This window comes from Vibrio hyugaensis (assembly GCF_002906655.1).
In the GTDB taxonomy this organism is placed as follows: Bacteria; Pseudomonadota; Gammaproteobacteria; order Enterobacterales; family Vibrionaceae; genus Vibrio; species Vibrio hyugaensis.
The window spans coordinates 1,638,534-1,653,970 of record NZ_CP025794.1 but is presented as its reverse complement, the minus strand read 5'-3'; the positions used below and the strand labels follow the sequence as shown (position 1 = coordinate 1,653,970).

Below are 15,437 nucleotides of genomic sequence, written 5' to 3'. Positions count from 1 at the left end.
TTTTAGTGTAAATTTAAGTTTACATTAAATGTTTTTTATTGTGTACGGTTGTATTTCTTTTTTAGCCTGTTATCTTGTCGATAAAGCTTAGTTGTCTCACCAAGGAATTGGTTGGGTGTAAACAAAAATATACAGGTCAAAGTTATGCAAAGAAGTGAATTGAGCAACATCAACATCAGCGAAGAACAAGTTCTGATCACGCCAGAGGAGCTAAAAGTGAAGCTTCCTTTAAGTGAAAAAGCACGTCGTTTTATTCAAGAGTCTCGTCAAACCATCGCTGACATCATTCACAAAAAAGATCATCGTCTACTCGTTGTATGTGGACCGTGTTCTATCCATGACGTAGAAGCTGCGAAGGATTACGCTAAGCGTCTAAAAGCTCTTTCAGAACAACTAAGCGACCAACTGTATATTGTAATGCGTGTTTACTTTGAGAAGCCTCGAACCACAGTTGGTTGGAAAGGCCTAATCAATGACCCACACCTAGACGGCAGCTTTGACATTGAACATGGTCTGCATGTTGGTCGTGAATTGCTGGTTGAATTGGCAGAGATGGAAATCCCGCTGGCAACAGAAGCCCTTGACCCAATCAGCCCGCAATACCTTGCGGATACCTTTAGCTGGGCAGCGATCGGTGCTCGTACGACTGAGTCACAAACACACCGTGAGATGGCAAGTGGTCTTTCTATGCCAATCGGTTTTAAGAATGGTACGGATGGTAGCTTGGCTACTGCTGTTAACGCGATGCAAGCGGCTTCTTCTAGCCACCGTTTCATGGGTATTAACCGTGAAGGTCAAGTCGCGCTTCTGACTACGCAAGGTAACCCGAATGGTCATGTGATTCTGCGTGGCGGCAAGCAAACTAACTACGATTCAGTGTCTGTTAACGAGTGTGAGCAAGAGATGGCGAAGTCCAACCTTGATGCGTCCTTGATGGTGGATTGTAGCCATGCGAACTCACGTAAAGATTACCGCCGTCAGCCGTTAGTTGCAGAAGACGTGATTCACCAGATTCGAGAAGGCAACAAGTCGATCATTGGCCTGATGATTGAAAGTCATATTAATGAAGGCAATCAATCTTCAGACCTTACTCTCGAAGAGATGAAATACGGTGTTTCAATTACCGACGCGTGTATCAATTGGGATTCAACTGAGGCACTATTACGTCATGCACACGAAGAGCTGGTGCCTTTCTTAGAGAATCGCCTTAAAGGCTAAAACGGAACTTATTTAAGGAACATCAATGGCAGTTGAACTTAACGCATTACGCGATCAGATTGATGCAGTCGACAAGCAAATGCTAGAGCTACTCTCTCAGCGTTTAGCGCTAGTAGAGAAAGTGGGTGAAGTAAAAAGCGAACACGGTTTGCCAATTTACGCCCCAGATCGTGAGGCGGCAATGCTGGCATCACGACGAGCTGAAGCTGAAAAAATGGGGATCCCTCCACAGCTGATAGAAGACATTCTTCGTCGAACAATGCGTGAGTCTTATGCCAGCGAGAAAGATTCCGGTTTTAAGTGTTTGAACCCAGAATTGCGCTCAGTGGTTATTATTGGTGGTAATGGTCAATTGGGTGGTCTGTTTGGTCGAATGTTCAAACTATCTGGTTACCAAGTCAAAGTGCTGGGCAGTAAAGACTGGGATCAGGCCGATGACATCCTAAAAGATGCGGGGCTGGTGGTGGTTACTGTGCCGATTCACCTAACAGAAGGTGTGATTGAGAAGCTCGGTAACTTGCCACAAGATTGCATTCTTTGTGATCTGACTTCCATTAAGTCTAAGCCGCTGCAAGCTATGTTGAATGTGCACCAAGGTCCGGTTGTTGGTTTGCACCCAATGTTTGGCCCAGATGTTCCGAGCCTAGCGAAGCAGGTGATTGTCTACTGTGACGGTCGTGGTAATGAGCAATACCAATGGCTATTGCAACAGTTTGGAATTTGGGGCGCAAGCTTGTGCCAAATCGATGCGCAAGAGCACGACCATGGCATGACTTTGATTCAGGCGCTGCGCCACTTCACTTCCTTTGCTTACGGCATGCACCTAAGCAAAGAGAATCCGAACATTGAGCAACTATTAAAGCTGAGCTCGCCGATTTACCGTTTGGAGCTAGCGATGGTAGGGCGTCTGTTTGGTCAAGACCCAAATCTATACGGTGACATCATTCTTTCATCACAAGAAAACATCGACATGATTAAGCGTTTCCACCAACGCTTTGGTGAAGCTTTGTCTGTTTTAGACAGTAAAGACAAGGCTGAGTTTGTCGAAAGCTTCGAACAAGTGAGTGATTGGTTTGGTGATTACTCGCAGCAATTCATGAACGAAAGTCAGAACTTGCTCAAACAGGCTAATGACAATATCCATCGTGGATAAGAGCAGATTTTAAATGTAAAAAGAGCAGCTTATTCGCTGCTCTTTTTTATTCGTATGTTTCGTAATGATCAGTTGGTTGATGTAGCGCTGTTATCTTCACTCGATACTGTGCTGATGCTGGTATCTCGGTATGGCGAATTGGTTAGATTGATTTGCAGACGAACCACGTTATCGATCAACTGAACCAGAGGACCCCATTTCACCATCTTTTCTTTCTCGAACACGGAGTTAAAGTTCTCTGGTGTCCAATCCATTAAGTAGCGCGGGTTTAGCGTACGCCCAAGAAAGCGTACTTCGTAATGAAGGTGTGGCCCAGTCGAGTTACCTGAATTACCACATTTCGCTATTACATCGCCTTTACTGACAAACTGACCATTTTTCACGCTGAATTTGTTCAGATGAGCGAATGAACTTGAGAAACCAAATGAATGACGGAGCGTAAGGTAATTACCGTATCCACGATTACTTGGTCGCACCGTTTCTACCACACCATCCGCTGGGGCTAAGATTTCTTCGCCGCGTTTACATGTAAGGTCGATGCCTGTATGCACATGACGTTTGCCAGAAATAGGGTTAATCCGACTGCCATAAGGGGAGGAGATACGTTGGTAAGTCATCGGACTGTCGTTTGGAATTAAACGGAACATCGTTGCGCGCACTGCTGAATCAATTGCTGCGGCATCAATACGCTCTTCTAGGGCAACGTTGTACTCTTCGCTTTCAAGTTCTTCGTCAGCGAGACCCAGAACCGACTCCACATCATATACACGCTTACCTAGCAATTGAATCTGATTGTTTTTGTCAGTTAAAGATTGAGAAAGAGAGTGGTTCGTATCAAGTTGTTCTTCATACAGTGCCGTGATCTCCGCTTTTTCACCTTCCAGCTTTGCGATGGTTTGGTTAAGCGTCTCTTGATTGTATGTTTGTTGCTGATTCAAATACCAAGCGCTACCAACGACGGCAGGCAAAGCGATGACTGACACACATACTGCAAGGATCGAAAGGCGACCCACATAAAATTGCTGATTCCCATCTTTTGTTGGGATCTGCATGATGATTTTTTTAGACATAGTTATTGTTACTAAAGCAGGCGTTCAATTTATTCTTCCCCCAAATCAGAAAGGTATTCTAACTCTCGATTCAGCAGCTCGTTATTGCCTACGTTTAACTCTATAAATCGTTTTAATTGGCTAATACTGTCGATGTCTATGTTGATGATCTTCAGCCGGATCTCGTTATTTGCAACAGAGATGATATCAGCGGTTAACTGCATCACCTGTTCTGATTGAGCGAACGAGAATGCGACTTCTACCGGTAGTGACGATTCAAGTGAGTTTGCATTTTCAGCTCTTAACAATAAACCATGTAATGAGAGATCTTGAATCGTGGCTTGTAGTGCCAAGTCACTTTGTTCCACTAAAGCAGAAACTTGGTAGATGATGCGTGAAAAGCGTCGTCTCTCCGTCATAGAGCTTTCTCATTAAGTCGTCGAATCTGTCGATGACTATATCAAATAGAACAAAATTTGTTCAATTGTTGTTCTTAAAATGTCGAGCTAGCACAGAGTTACGATTGCTAAAGGTCAAGCTCTTAATTGAAAAAATGCCAATCTGAGCCATTTATGCAACACATACAACAAAGGCCGCTATGATAGCGACCTTTGTACGAATTACAAGCAAAGGTGAGTGTAAGGTGATATACCGCACACTCATCTTATAAACGAAATTACTTCGATACGCGCTTGTATTTGATGCGGTGTGGTTCAGCTGCTTCAGGACCAAGGGTCTTCTTCAGCCATTCCATGTACTCGTTGTAGTTACCTTCGTAGAAGTTAACTTGGCCTTCATCGCGGTAGTCGATGATGTGCGTTGCGATACGGTCTAGGAACCAACGGTCGTGCGAGATAACCATGGCACAGCCAGGGAACTCAAGCAGCGCTTCTTCAAGTGCACGTAGTGTTTCAACGTCAAGGTCGTTGGTTGGCTCATCGAGTAGTAGTACGTTACCGCCGGCTTTAAGCAGCTTAGCAAGGTGCACACGGTTACGCTCACCACCAGAAAGCTCGCCGATAACTTTCTGTTGATCTGAGCCTTTGAAGTTAAAGCGAGAACAGTAAGCACGTGCAGGGATTTCGAAGTTGTTGATCTTGATGATGTCAGCGCCTTCTGAGATCTCTTGGAATACTGTGTTTTTATCGTTCATTGAATCACGGAACTGCTCAACAGAAGCCAGTTTCACAGTGTCACCCAGTTCAATCGTACCTGAATCAGGTTGCTCAGTACCGCTTAGCATCTTGAATAGGGTTGATTTACCCGCACCGTTGGCACCGATGATACCCACGATGGCACCCTTAGGCATGCTGAATGATAGATCATCGATAAGAACGCGACCGTCGAATGACTTAGTCAGGTTGTTCACTTCGATAACTTTATCACCTAGACGCTCACCTGGCGGGATGAACAGCTCGTTAGTTTCGTTACGTTTTTGGTGGTCAGTGTTTTGTAGCTCTTCAAAGCGCGCCATACGTGCTTTAGATTTCGCTTGGCGACCTTTAGGGTTTTGACGAACCCATTCAAGTTCTTTCTCGATGGTCTTTTGACGAGCTTTTTCTTGCGACGCTTCTTGTTGTAGGCGCGCATCTTTTTGCTCTAGCCAAGAGGTGTAGTTACCTTCCCATGGAATACCTTCACCACGGTCAAGTTCTAGGATCCAACCCGCTGCGTTATCTAGGAAGTAACGGTCGTGGGTAATCGCAACTACAGTACCAGTGTAATCAACTAGGAAGCGTTCTAGCCATGCAACAGACTCAGCATCCAAGTGGTTGGTTGGTTCGTCGAGCAGTAGCATGTCTGGTTTTTCTAAAAGAAGACGACAGATAGCCACACGGCGACGCTCACCACCGGATAGGTGTTGGATTTTTTGATCCCATTCAGGAAGACGAAGTGCATCAGCAGCACGTTCTAGCGCGTTGTCTAGATTGTGACCATCTTTCGCTTGAATTAGCGCTTCTAGTTCACCCTGTTCTTTTGCTAGAGCATCAAAATCGGCATCTGGTTCTGCATACGCTGCATATACCGCATCCAAGCGCTTAAGTGCGCCAGCAACATCTGCAACAGCTTCTTCAACGATTTCACGAACGGTTTTTGACTCGTCCAGAACGGGCTCCTGCGGTAGGTAACCTACGTTTAGGCCCGGTTGTGGGCGTGCTTCACCATCGATATCGGTATCGATACCCGCCATGATACGTAGCAGCGTAGATTTACCCGCACCGTTCAGACCTAGAACACCGATTTTTGCACCAGGGAAGAAGCTTAGAGAGATGTCTTTAAGAATTTGACGCTTAGGTGGCACAATTTTGCTCACCCGCGACATGGTATATACGTATTCAGCCATTGCCGATCGTTCCTAAATTAACTGTCATTCAAAGGCTCTATTTTATACCAACTCCTTCAGTTTTGTTACCGCATTGCAAGAAATTAGCATCTTGTGTGATTTCTTCTTCATCGCTGACCGGAAACTCTCAACTTTAGGGTATACACTTTTCTTGTTCGTCTTTAAATCAAAGCCAACAGTTCATTTAGTTGGATGAATTGATGGGAATCTATTTGTCTTAAAGGGTTCTAAAGTTTTACGAGTACAACATTTATTACATCAAGTCGCTTTACAATAAGCACTTATTACGGTGTAAATAGATGCATATGCTTTATTGCTTACTACGTTTGTATTCACCAGTGGTAAAGCATGAAGAGAGAAACGTCTGGGGAAAATGACGCACATGAAATTCAACGTAACTGAATTGGCTAAAAGAGTATGCTACGCAGCCGCTTTATGTGCGGTAAGCGTGTCGGCAAACGCGACGCTGAGCCTAGAAAAGCAGCGTCAAGTCTATGAGCAGGCACAAAATTTATTAGACAAGAATGACATTGATGGCTACTTGTCTATTCGTTCCAAAATCGCTGATTATCCACTCACTCCTTATGTGGACTATCGGGTATTTCTGAGGCAATTATCGAGCAAGTCACCACAACAGGTAGATGCGTTTATTAGTGAACATGAAGCTTTTCCATTCTCACGTCGTATTCGCGCCCCGTATCTAGATAACCTTTATCGCCAGAAAGATTGGAAAACCATTACCGAGTTCCAGAAAGTTGAGCCAAGTGGTGAGCGTTATCAGTGTATTTTTTATGTCGCTCAATTAGAACAGGGTAAACAAGTTGCTGCCTTTAAAGGCGCAGAGCACATGTGGCTGCGCGGCAAGAGTATTGCTGATGAATGTGACCCACTGTTCTCTGCATGGGACAAAGCGGGTGAACGTACAGATGACATGATTTTACAACGCATGTTATTAGCATTTGATGCGCGTAATGGCGGGCTAATGGCCTATCTGCAAAAGTTGCCTACATCGGCCAAAGCTCAGCAGCAAGCCAAAGCGATGAAGGCATTGTTCGATAAGCCTGAAAATGTGGCGGAGTTTGCCAAGAAGCAACAAGCGAATGACTTTAATCGAACTCAAGCAGAATTCGCATTAGAGAAACTGGCTCGAAAAAACACCAAGCAAGCGCAAGATGCTTATGCGACCGTAGTGAAAGGGCAAAAGTTCTCTCCAGAAAAGGCTCAAGCACTGGCGGATTACATTGCGATTCGTTTGATTCGTACTGAATCAGATTCATTGGCGAAGTGGCGCGATGACAAAACAAAAACCAGTAAAAACCTACCTCTGATTGAAAGTCGTATTCGTTTATCGATTCAAAATGGCGACTGGCAAGGGGTAAAAAAATGGATCGCAGTGCTTAATGATGAAGAGCAAGCATCACTTCGGTGGCAATACTGGTTAGGGCGCAGTGAAATCGCATTGGGTGATGAAGTCGCAGGTAAGCAACGTTTAGCAAAACAGACTGGCCAGCGTAACTTTTACAGTGTGGCCGCAGCGAATGCGATTGGTCAATCGATCAAGTATCCATCAAGTTCTGTTAAGCTCGATAAGAAAGCCATTCAGCCATATCAAAAATCGCTGCTTCGTATTGAAGAGCTGATAGCAACCGACAAGATCGCTGCGGCGAAGAGTGAATGGACACATTTGCTCCGTCGTGTTGGTAAAGAGGAGAAAACGCAACTTGCCGCTTTTGCCGCGTCTAAGCATTGGCATAACTTGACGGTTATTGCGAGTATTCAAGCTCAGATGTGGGATAACATTCCGTTGCGATTCCCTGTCGCGCATCGCTGGTGGTTTAACTTTTACGCTGAGAAACACAATATCGACCCAATCACAATGATGTCTTTGGCGAGACAAGAGAGTGCACTTGATTCTGAAGCGCGCTCTCCGGTTGGAGCTCGTGGTCTGATGCAGATTATGCCTGCGACGGCTAAGTACACGGCAAACAAGTACAAGCTGAAATATCAAGGTACGCAAGATCTCTACAATGTAGGTAAGAACATTGAAATTGGTAGCCATTACTTACAAGGCTTAATGGAAGATTACGATAATAATCGTATTTTTTCGCTCGCTGCTTATAATGCAGGGCCTAACCGAGTAAAAATGTGGCGAGAGCGAACTCAAGGAAAAGTGGATGCTTATTCCTTTATAGAGGCGATTTCATTTAAAGAGACGCGTGGGTATGTACAGAACATTTTGATGTTCGAAACGTACTACCGCGACCTTTTAGGTGTCGACGGTTCGTTCTTGACCCAAGAAGAGATCAATACCAAGTATTGAGTGAGGTAACTTGATGTCACATGAACCTGAGTACAAAGACTGGCAACAGATTGTCGCGTTAATCCGTTCAAGTGTGGACAATCAGCAACACGAAATGTTGTTGACCATGCTAATGACACCGGATGAGCGAGAGTCACTGACCGCACGCGTTAATATTCTCAACGAGTTGCTAAAAGGTGAGCTCTCACAGCGTCAAATCAGTCAAATGCTTGGGGTTGGTATTGCGACAATTACCCGTGGCTCTAACGAGTTAAAGTCAAAGTCCGATGTCGACAAAGACAAACTTAAGACATTATTAGAGCAGGGCGCTCAATAATCTTTGAGTTACGGGCAGCAAAAAGGGCGGAATATCCGCCCTTTTTAATACGTACTTTACTCGACTATCAGCTTCAGACTCTTAATAAGAGCCACACAGCTATAGGTTTGCAGGGAAATGTTCAGGGTTGGTAAAAGGAATCAACGCCAGAATCAAAGCTTGGTGGTAGACCGAACTGCGCGTCAGTTGGTTTTGAGTTAACAGGCCAATTGCGCCACCTTTTTGTTTGATATTGTCAGTACCAAATACTTCATCCATTACATCACCCAGTTCATTGGCATGTTCAAGTTTTTCTAGCACTTCTGGTGGTAGCATCAAACTTGCTGAACGCGACTCTCCACGATGAGTCTCGGATTCAATCACCATCCAAGCAAAAGTAACTTTTCCTTCAATACCCGCTTCTAAACCAATATAGAAATCAGCATTCGGCATCTCAGTTTTAGCATTGCGAACACGATTTAAAGCACCTCGGCGTGTTTCATCATTGGTCATTGGCTGGTCTGAAACTTCACTCGGGACACTGACTCCGAAAAAGTTAAAACGTTGTTCAGGGAAAGCACTTTGAAAAGCACTCTCTACGGCTTTAATTTTTGCAGGGTTGAGTGAAGCGATAACGACTTTTTGGTCTACCATGATCTTTTTACCTATCGATGTCTATTAACCCAATTTTACTTGAGTGGGTTTTACGTTCTCACTTGGGTAACATCCTAATACTTTCAGGTGTTTAGTTATCTTGGTGAGCTCATCGAGCACATGCTGCATGGCGGTGGAACCAAGGTGTGATTCTAAATCAACATAGAACATTTCTTCCCATGGGTTACCCATGATCGGACGGGACTCTAACTTAGTCATGTTGATACCGAAACGTTGCAGTACTAACAGGGTCTCGACTAAAGAACCTGCCTCTTGAGAGGTAGACATAATCAATGTGGTTTTTGCCGGTATCTGTGTGGAGACCTCGACAGGTTTACGAGCAACCACAATAAAGCGGGTATGGTTTTCAGTTTGGTTCGCGATGTTGCCTTGGATCGCTTGTAAGCCATAAAGCTTACCACTGGAAGCATTACCGATAGCGGCGACATCATCACGGCCCAATTCTTGTACCTTCTGCATCGCATCGGCTGTGCTCGCACAAGATTCGAGTTGAACGCCTTTCATTCTACTAAGGAACTCACTGCATTGCTGATGGGGCTGCGGGTGAGAGTAAAGCGTTTTGATGTTCTCTAGACGAATGTCTTTGGTTGCAACAAGGCAATGCTCAATCGGTTGAGTCAGCTCTCCTACGATATAAAGTGTTGTGTGTTGTAGAAGGTCGTAGACTTCGTTAATTGAACCAGAACTGGTGTTTTCAATTGGTAGAACACCATAATCAGCATGGCCAGATTCAACGGTCTGAGTTACTTCTTTGAAGTGCTCGCAGTTGAGTTCAATTAGCTCTGTATTTTTACGACTGAAGTACTCACGACTAGCTAAGTGAGAGTAAGACCCTTTAGCTCCTAAGAAAGCCACTCGTGCTAATGGTTTACGACTTTGCTGAGGGTTGACTAGGTTCTGTAGATAGCTTTGTTGCAAAAGCACCGAATCTTCGATGATCGTATGGAAAAGTTTGGTGATGTACTGAGCGTCGAGTTCGTATTTATCACGGCCGTTGGTAATCAGTTTTACTAGTAGTTGTTGTTCACGGACAGCATCACGAACAGGTTTTGATGTTTGGACTTTGCTTTTTGCTACTTCAATGCTGAGCTTACGACGTTCAGACAGCAAGCTTAAAAGCTCGTCATCAAGCTCATTCAAACGTAAACGAATTTCATCCAGGGAAATAGGTTGGTCAGTCATCAATTCTTTCCTTATAAAAAAAGCCTCCCGATTTGGGAGGCTTTCTGTTTGTTTTTGACTTTTCTTTCACAAACGAGTTAGCCCCTCCAACTATGGAAGGAAAAAGAAGTCAAAAAGAAACAGGTGAGTCAAATGCATAAATAGTGCTTAATTTGTGAGTGTTTAAACACAATAAGCAAGCAGGCGGGGAGCGTCAAGCAAAAAAATAGCGCCTTACGGCGCTACTTCCTCGATCTGGTCGGTTTACTCTTCTTCTTCCACTAACTCCGGCTTGCTAGCACGTCGAGCTTCAGGTTTGTGGGTCAGCTTATTCAATTGTCGTTCTAGTTTTTGCTCCACTTCGTTGATAGCTGCGTAAAGATCTTCGTGAGTAGCTGAGGCGATTAGTTGCCCTTTAGGAACCGTAATAACGGCTTCGAATTTCTTCTGTTTGTTTGGTTCCTCACTGAAAGTTGCTTGGCATCCGATGATGTCTACTTGCCATTTCTCCAGCTTTTTAAATTTGCTCTCAATATGAGCTCGGATTGCAGAGGTGATTTCGATATTTTTACCAGTGATGTTCATTGTCATAAATGTTTTTCCTCTGTTTCATCCCTCATGGGTTGAATTCAGATTACCGCTCTGAGGATAAAATAATGTGATATAGATCACTATTTTGAGTGGTTTTTTATAGGTGGGAAGTGAATGTGATCTTTCTCAAGAACTGTTTAGATTTCTGTGAAAATTGCTTGTTATCGGATTCGAAATCATTAGATTGGATAGAGTACTGAGCTGAAAACTATCCCGTTTTTAGGGGAGTTATACGGCCTGTAATTCTAGTTAGTTAAAAATCAACCAGAACAAAGATGTGAATCAGATCACTCTTAAAGTGCATAGTAAGTTAGATTCAAAAACGCCGCTCATGAACTGAGCGGCGTTTTTGGTTTTTTGTTCTCGGTTTTATGGCGTTTGGCTTATTTTCTTCAATGGCGTCATGAACACAGGGTCTTCTGGCGCTAATAAGACGTTGTCCAATGTCTTGGCTAGGTCGAGGCTTTCGAGTTGCTTGTAAATAACGTAGTAGCGGTTCACGTTAGTGACGTATCTGACGGTCTCGCCTAAGCTACGTCGCGTCACCACTTCTACATTGTGAAACCAAACGTTTGGGTCATAACCTTGTTGCGCGGCGCGTTTGCGCATTCTCTCTATATTTCCAGGCCCTGCATTGTATGCGGCAAGCGTTAGGTACAGTTTGTTCTCTTTACTGATTGCTTCATCGCTGAAGTAGTATTGACGTAGAAAGGCCATGTACTTCACACCAGCATGGACATTGTTCTCCAAGTTTCGAACGTTTTTAATGTTTACGTTTGGGTCGCTGGCAGTACTTGGCAGAATTTGCATGATGCCAACTGCACCTCGACTCGATACTAGATTATTGTTAAATCCAGATTCTTGATAGGCCACTGCGGCGATAAGCAGATAATCAAAATCGTATTTCTCTCCATATTTAGAGAATAAGGAAGAGAGCTTTTCTAATTGCGCGATTTTTTTCGGGTTGAGGGCTTTGTTGAGCCAATTAGTATTATCGATATATTTGCCGTAAATCACATTGCCCAATAAGGTGCCGGATCTTGATGTCTTGATGAATTTATTCACCACTTTCTTCAACTCTGGACTATCGTGCCTCATTGCCCATGCTATCTCACCGCCGGTGCGGAGGGGGATTTTGGTATGAGAGCGAATATCATCCATAAAGCTCATCCACAACTTGGCTTTGTGGCTATCAAGAACGATGGCTTTGACATAGCCATTGTTGAGCATTCCCACCAATTCGTAGTCTTGTAGTGTTTCTTCTATGAAATGCACAACAACAGGTGGTAAGCCTTTCTTATTAAGTTGTTTGTTTAATGCCTGAATGCTCTCGAAGTAACTTGAACTGGCACGTACCCATATTTCCTTGCCGCTTAACTGGTCAAGCTTGGTCATCACAGGTGTTTTTTTGTCGGTGATCACCCACTCTTCAATTCCCGTAATGGCAGGATCACTAAAATCAACCAATTTCTTACGTGCGTCGGTAATGGTGAGGTTCGCAACAACCAGATCTCCCAGCCCTTGTTCTAGGGAAGGAAACAGCTCATCACGAGATACAGGAATGATTTGAATATTGATCTTAGGTTTGAGTTTGCGTAAATCTCTCTCAAAATGCGCAAGCAACTCAGCGCCAATCCCTTTTGGTTCACCTCCCTCTATGTAGTAGAAACCCAAATCGGCAGATACCAACACACGCAAGACGTTCTTCTCTTTAATGACATCGAGATCACCTGTGTAAGGGGGCTGTCTCAGAGGGGACAACTCTAAAGCAAATGCTGATGCTGAGAGTAACAGTAGAAGTCCTGTCCATAGCTTTGATAATGCCATGTTCACATCCATGTTGATGGTGAAGGAGAACCTTAAGCATATGTGTCGCTTAAAAAATCATCAAGGTAATGAATGTGGTAACGAGAAAGGATAAAGCAAAAATAAGGAAGGGGGGAACAAAACCGCCACAAGCAAAGCTGTGGCGGTTGGTGTTATTTTACTGGGTTAAGCTTTATCAGCTCTTCCGTTCTGGCAACTGCATCTTTTAGTTCCAGTTGCTTGTAAGCTTCTAACTGAATATCCAGTGACTTGCGTGCTGCTTCAGTATCTGGGAATGCTTTTTGAAGTTCTTGGGCACGGTTAATCGCAGCAATCCAAGCTTCACGGCGTAGATAGAAGTCCGCAGTAGCAAGGTCGTAGTTTGCTAAGCGGTTTTTCAGTGCCACCATGCGTTTTTGTGAATCTTCAGCATATGGGCTGTTTGGGTAACGCTCTAGCAGTTTTTTGAAATCATCAAATGCTTTCTTAACTGGCTCTGGATCTCGGTCACTACGGTCAACATTGAACAAGTCATGCATAAAGTTACGGTCTTGCGCCATGTGGCTCAAACCACGCATGTACAATACCCAGTCCATTTTTTCATGAGTTGGGTTCAAACGCATAAAGCGAGAAATCGTTGCAAGACCTAATGCTAGGTCGTCGTTTTTGTAGTACGCGTAAATAAGGTCAAGTTGTACCTGCTCAGAGTAGGCACCAAACGGGTAACGCGAATCTAAAGCTTCCAATTTCTCAATAGCAGAAAGCCAGTTACCACTTTGAAGCGACGTTTGCGCGTCAGCATACAGTTCAGAAGGTGGCACATCAGGAACGATTTCTTCTTTGCTTGCACAGCCAAACAGAAGGGATACCGCTAAAAGGCCTGTTAAAGTCTGATGTTTCATATCAGGAGTCTGTTCCTTGAATCTAAATATTTCTTAAGCTGCCGTTACTTTCTTTCCAGTAACAGATACAATGACGTAATAGTCTATTTTTCCACAGTCGTGAGCATTAGTCTCACAGTTTTTAAAAAAGTTCGATATGGCTCAGCAGATTGTTTTAACCAACACCGTAAAAGATAGCCAATTAGGTCAACGTTTGGACCAAGCTATCGCCGAATTATTCGCAGACTTTTCTCGCTCTCGCCTGAAAGAATGGCTTCTTGACGGGAAAGTACAAGTGAATGGTGAAGTTGTCACTAAACCTCGCACCAAAGTTATGGGTGGCGAGGAAATTACCTTGCAAGCCGAGCTGGAAGATGAAGAACGCTGGGAAGCGCAAGATATCCCTCTAGATATCGTCTACGAAGATGATGACATCATCGTAATCAATAAGCCTCGTGATTTTGTTGTTCACCCTGGTGCGGGTACTCCAGATGGTACCGTGCTCAACGCGCTATTGCATCATTATCCTGATATTGCAGAAGTACCTCGTGCAGGTATTGTGCACCGTTTGGATAAAGATACGACTGGCCTAATGGTGGTCGCAAAAACCGTTCCGGCGCAAACTCGTCTAGTTCGTGCTCTGCAAAAACGTAACATTACACGTGAATACGAAGCGATTGCTATCGGCCGTATGACAGCAGGCGGTAAAGTGGATAAGCCAATTGGTCGTCACTCTACTAAGCGTACGCTGATGGCTGTAGCACCTCTGGGTAAGCCAGCAGTAACACACTACCGTGTTGCTGAGCACTTCCGCGAGCATACACGCATTCGTCTTCGTCTAGAAACCGGTCGTACACACCAAATCCGTGTGCACATGTCTTACCTGCAGCATCCGCTATTAGGTGATACTGCTTACGGTGGTCGTGCTCGTATCCCGACAGGTGCTTCAGAAGAAGTGACTGCGATGATTCGTGGCTTTGACCGTCAAGCACTGCACGCGGTAATGCTTCGCTTTGAACATCCTATCACTGGTGAAGAGCTTGAGTTCCATGCTCCAGTGCCTGCGGATATGGTCGTCATGACAGAAGCGTTGCGCAAAGATACAGAAGAATACGGTCTACCAGACGAGTTCTAATATGAAGACAGTTATTCCCAACTGGCCTGCGCCTAAGAATGTAAAAGCTTTTTCCTCTACGAGAGTAGGGGGCTTTTCTTCTGCTCCGTATCAAGGGCTTAACTTAGGTGCACACGTTGGGGATGAACTGTCATTAGTTGAAAAAAACCGCGAATGGTTAGCGCAACAGGCAAATATGCCGACCGCACCTATCTGGTTAAACCAAACTCATTCGACGGTTGTCACTCAAGTGAGTGCTCCGACTTTGCAAGTGCTCGATGCGGATGGCATATATACGTCTTCAAGCAATGTTATCTGTTCTGCTATGACGGCAGATTGTTTACCCGTTTTACTGACCAATATGCAAGGTACCCAAGTTGCTGCGGTGCATGCCGGTTGGCGTGGTTTAGCGAATGGTATCATTGAAAACGCATTAGAGTTGTTTTCTGGTGAGGTAATGGCGTGGCTTGGTCCTGCTATTGGACCAAAAGCATTTGAAGTGGGGGAGGATGTCCTCCAAGCCTTTATGGATTTCGACTCACAAGCTCATCAAGCCTTTACCCCTCGTGATGTTGAAGGAAAGTGGTTAGCGGATATGTCCAAGCTTGCAACTCAGCGTCTTAATAAACTTGGTGTCACTCAAGTATTTGATTCAGGTCTATGTACTTTTCAAGACAAAGATGACTTTTATTCCTATCGCCGTGATGGTGTGACTGGTCGACAAGCCACTTTTATTTGGATTGAAGATTAACTCTGACCAAGCGCAAATTCGCTATGATGCATAGCTCTATTTTTGCAAAGCTATCTTTATTGATTCACTCCCTTGAAAT

14 protein-coding genes and 1 other annotated feature are annotated in these 15,437 nt (G+C 44.4%); of the genes, 6 read left to right on the top strand and 8 right to left on the bottom strand.

The features are described from left to right. Nucleotides 1–144: 144 nt before the first annotated feature. Together C1S74_RS08245 and tyrA are read left to right on the top strand one after the other, a co-directional pair. Nucleotides 145–1,218 carry a 3-deoxy-7-phosphoheptulonate synthase gene (locus tag C1S74_RS08245; RefSeq protein ID WP_045400468.1) on the top strand — a complete coding sequence of 358 codons (1,074 nt, stop codon included), beginning with the start codon at nt 145–147 and terminating at the stop codon, nt 1,216–1,218. A 25-nt stretch (nt 1,219–1,243) separates the two neighbouring features. Further along, nucleotides 1,244–2,371 (top strand): bifunctional chorismate mutase/prephenate dehydrogenase, encoded by a 1,128-nt coding sequence (gene tyrA / locus C1S74_RS08240; RefSeq protein ID WP_045400236.1) that lies wholly within the window; start codon nt 1,244–1,246, stop codon nt 2,369–2,371. 68 nt (nt 2,372–2,439) lie between these two features. Here tyrA and C1S74_RS08235 read toward each other — a convergent pair whose 3' ends face one another. From C1S74_RS08235 to ettA, 3 genes are all read right to left on the bottom strand, one after another. Continuing rightward, nucleotides 2,440–3,441, bottom strand: a complete 1,002-nt coding sequence (locus C1S74_RS08235) for a M23 family metallopeptidase (protein ID WP_045400233.1) — start codon at nt 3,439–3,441, stop codon at nt 2,440–2,442. 29 nt (nt 3,442–3,470) lie between these two features. After that, complete coding sequence (locus C1S74_RS08230) at nt 3,471–3,839, bottom strand: PilZ domain-containing protein (RefSeq protein ID WP_045400231.1); 369 nt, start codon at nt 3,837–3,839, stop codon at nt 3,471–3,473. 257 nt (nt 3,840–4,096) lie between these two features. Continuing rightward, nucleotides 4,097–5,764: an energy-dependent translational throttle protein EttA gene (gene ettA, locus C1S74_RS08225; protein WP_038866420.1), complete on the bottom strand. Its 1,668-nt coding sequence runs from the start codon at nt 5,762–5,764 to the stop codon at nt 4,097–4,099. A gap of 373 nt (nt 5,765–6,137) precedes the next feature. On the opposite strand from ettA, the gene C1S74_RS08220 reads away from it, so the two are divergent. Further along, entirely contained in the window at nt 6,138–8,084 is a 1,947-nt protein-coding gene (locus C1S74_RS08220) for a transglycosylase SLT domain-containing protein (RefSeq protein WP_039973771.1), read from the top strand. A gap of 13 nt (nt 8,085–8,097) precedes the next feature. After that, on the top strand, nt 8,098–8,400 hold the full coding sequence (trpR, locus tag C1S74_RS08215) for a trp operon repressor (RefSeq protein ID WP_045400230.1): 303 nt from the start codon (nt 8,098–8,100) through the stop codon (nt 8,398–8,400). Nucleotides 8,401–8,499: 99 nt separating this feature from the next. Here trpR and yjjX read toward each other — a convergent pair whose 3' ends face one another. The 5 genes from yjjX to C1S74_RS08190 form a co-directional block, all read right to left on the bottom strand. Next, nucleotides 8,500–9,033 carry an inosine/xanthosine triphosphatase gene (gene yjjX, locus C1S74_RS08210; RefSeq protein WP_045400229.1) on the bottom strand — a complete coding sequence of 178 codons (534 nt, stop codon included), beginning with the start codon at nt 9,031–9,033 and terminating at the stop codon, nt 8,500–8,502. Between the two features lie 24 nt (nt 9,034–9,057). Beyond that, nucleotides 9,058–10,236, bottom strand: coding sequence for a prephenate dehydratase (gene pheA / locus C1S74_RS08205; RefSeq protein ID WP_038866429.1), 1,179 nt, complete (start codon nt 10,234–10,236; stop codon nt 9,058–9,060). Nucleotides 10,237–10,249: 13 nt separating this feature from the next. Beyond that, nucleotides 10,250–10,371 (bottom strand) — a sequence feature (Phe leader region). Nucleotides 10,372–10,479: 108 nt separating this feature from the next. Next, nucleotides 10,480–10,806 (bottom strand): ribosome hibernation-promoting factor, HPF/YfiA family, encoded by a 327-nt coding sequence (gene hpf / locus C1S74_RS08200; RefSeq protein ID WP_038868798.1) that lies wholly within the window; start codon nt 10,804–10,806, stop codon nt 10,480–10,482. Between the two features lie 369 nt (nt 10,807–11,175). Then, nucleotides 11,176–12,633 (bottom strand): MltF family protein, encoded by a 1,458-nt coding sequence (locus C1S74_RS08195; protein WP_045400226.1) that lies wholly within the window; start codon nt 12,631–12,633, stop codon nt 11,176–11,178. 152 nt (nt 12,634–12,785) lie between these two features. After that, on the bottom strand, nt 12,786–13,514 hold the full coding sequence (locus C1S74_RS08190) for an outer membrane protein assembly factor BamD (protein ID WP_038874006.1): 729 nt from the start codon (nt 13,512–13,514) through the stop codon (nt 12,786–12,788). Between the two features lie 136 nt (nt 13,515–13,650). On the opposite strand from C1S74_RS08190, the gene rluD reads away from it, so the two are divergent. Then, nucleotides 13,651–14,628, top strand: coding sequence for a 23S rRNA pseudouridine(1911/1915/1917) synthase RluD (rluD, locus tag C1S74_RS08185; protein ID WP_038874005.1), 978 nt, complete (start codon nt 13,651–13,653; stop codon nt 14,626–14,628). 1 nt (nt 14,629) lies between these two features. Continuing rightward, a complete protein-coding gene (gene pgeF, locus C1S74_RS08180; protein ID WP_045400221.1) occupies nt 14,630–15,358 on the top strand; it encodes a peptidoglycan editing factor PgeF in 729 nt (242 codons plus the stop codon). The last annotated feature ends 79 nt before the right edge of the window (nt 15,359–15,437 follow it).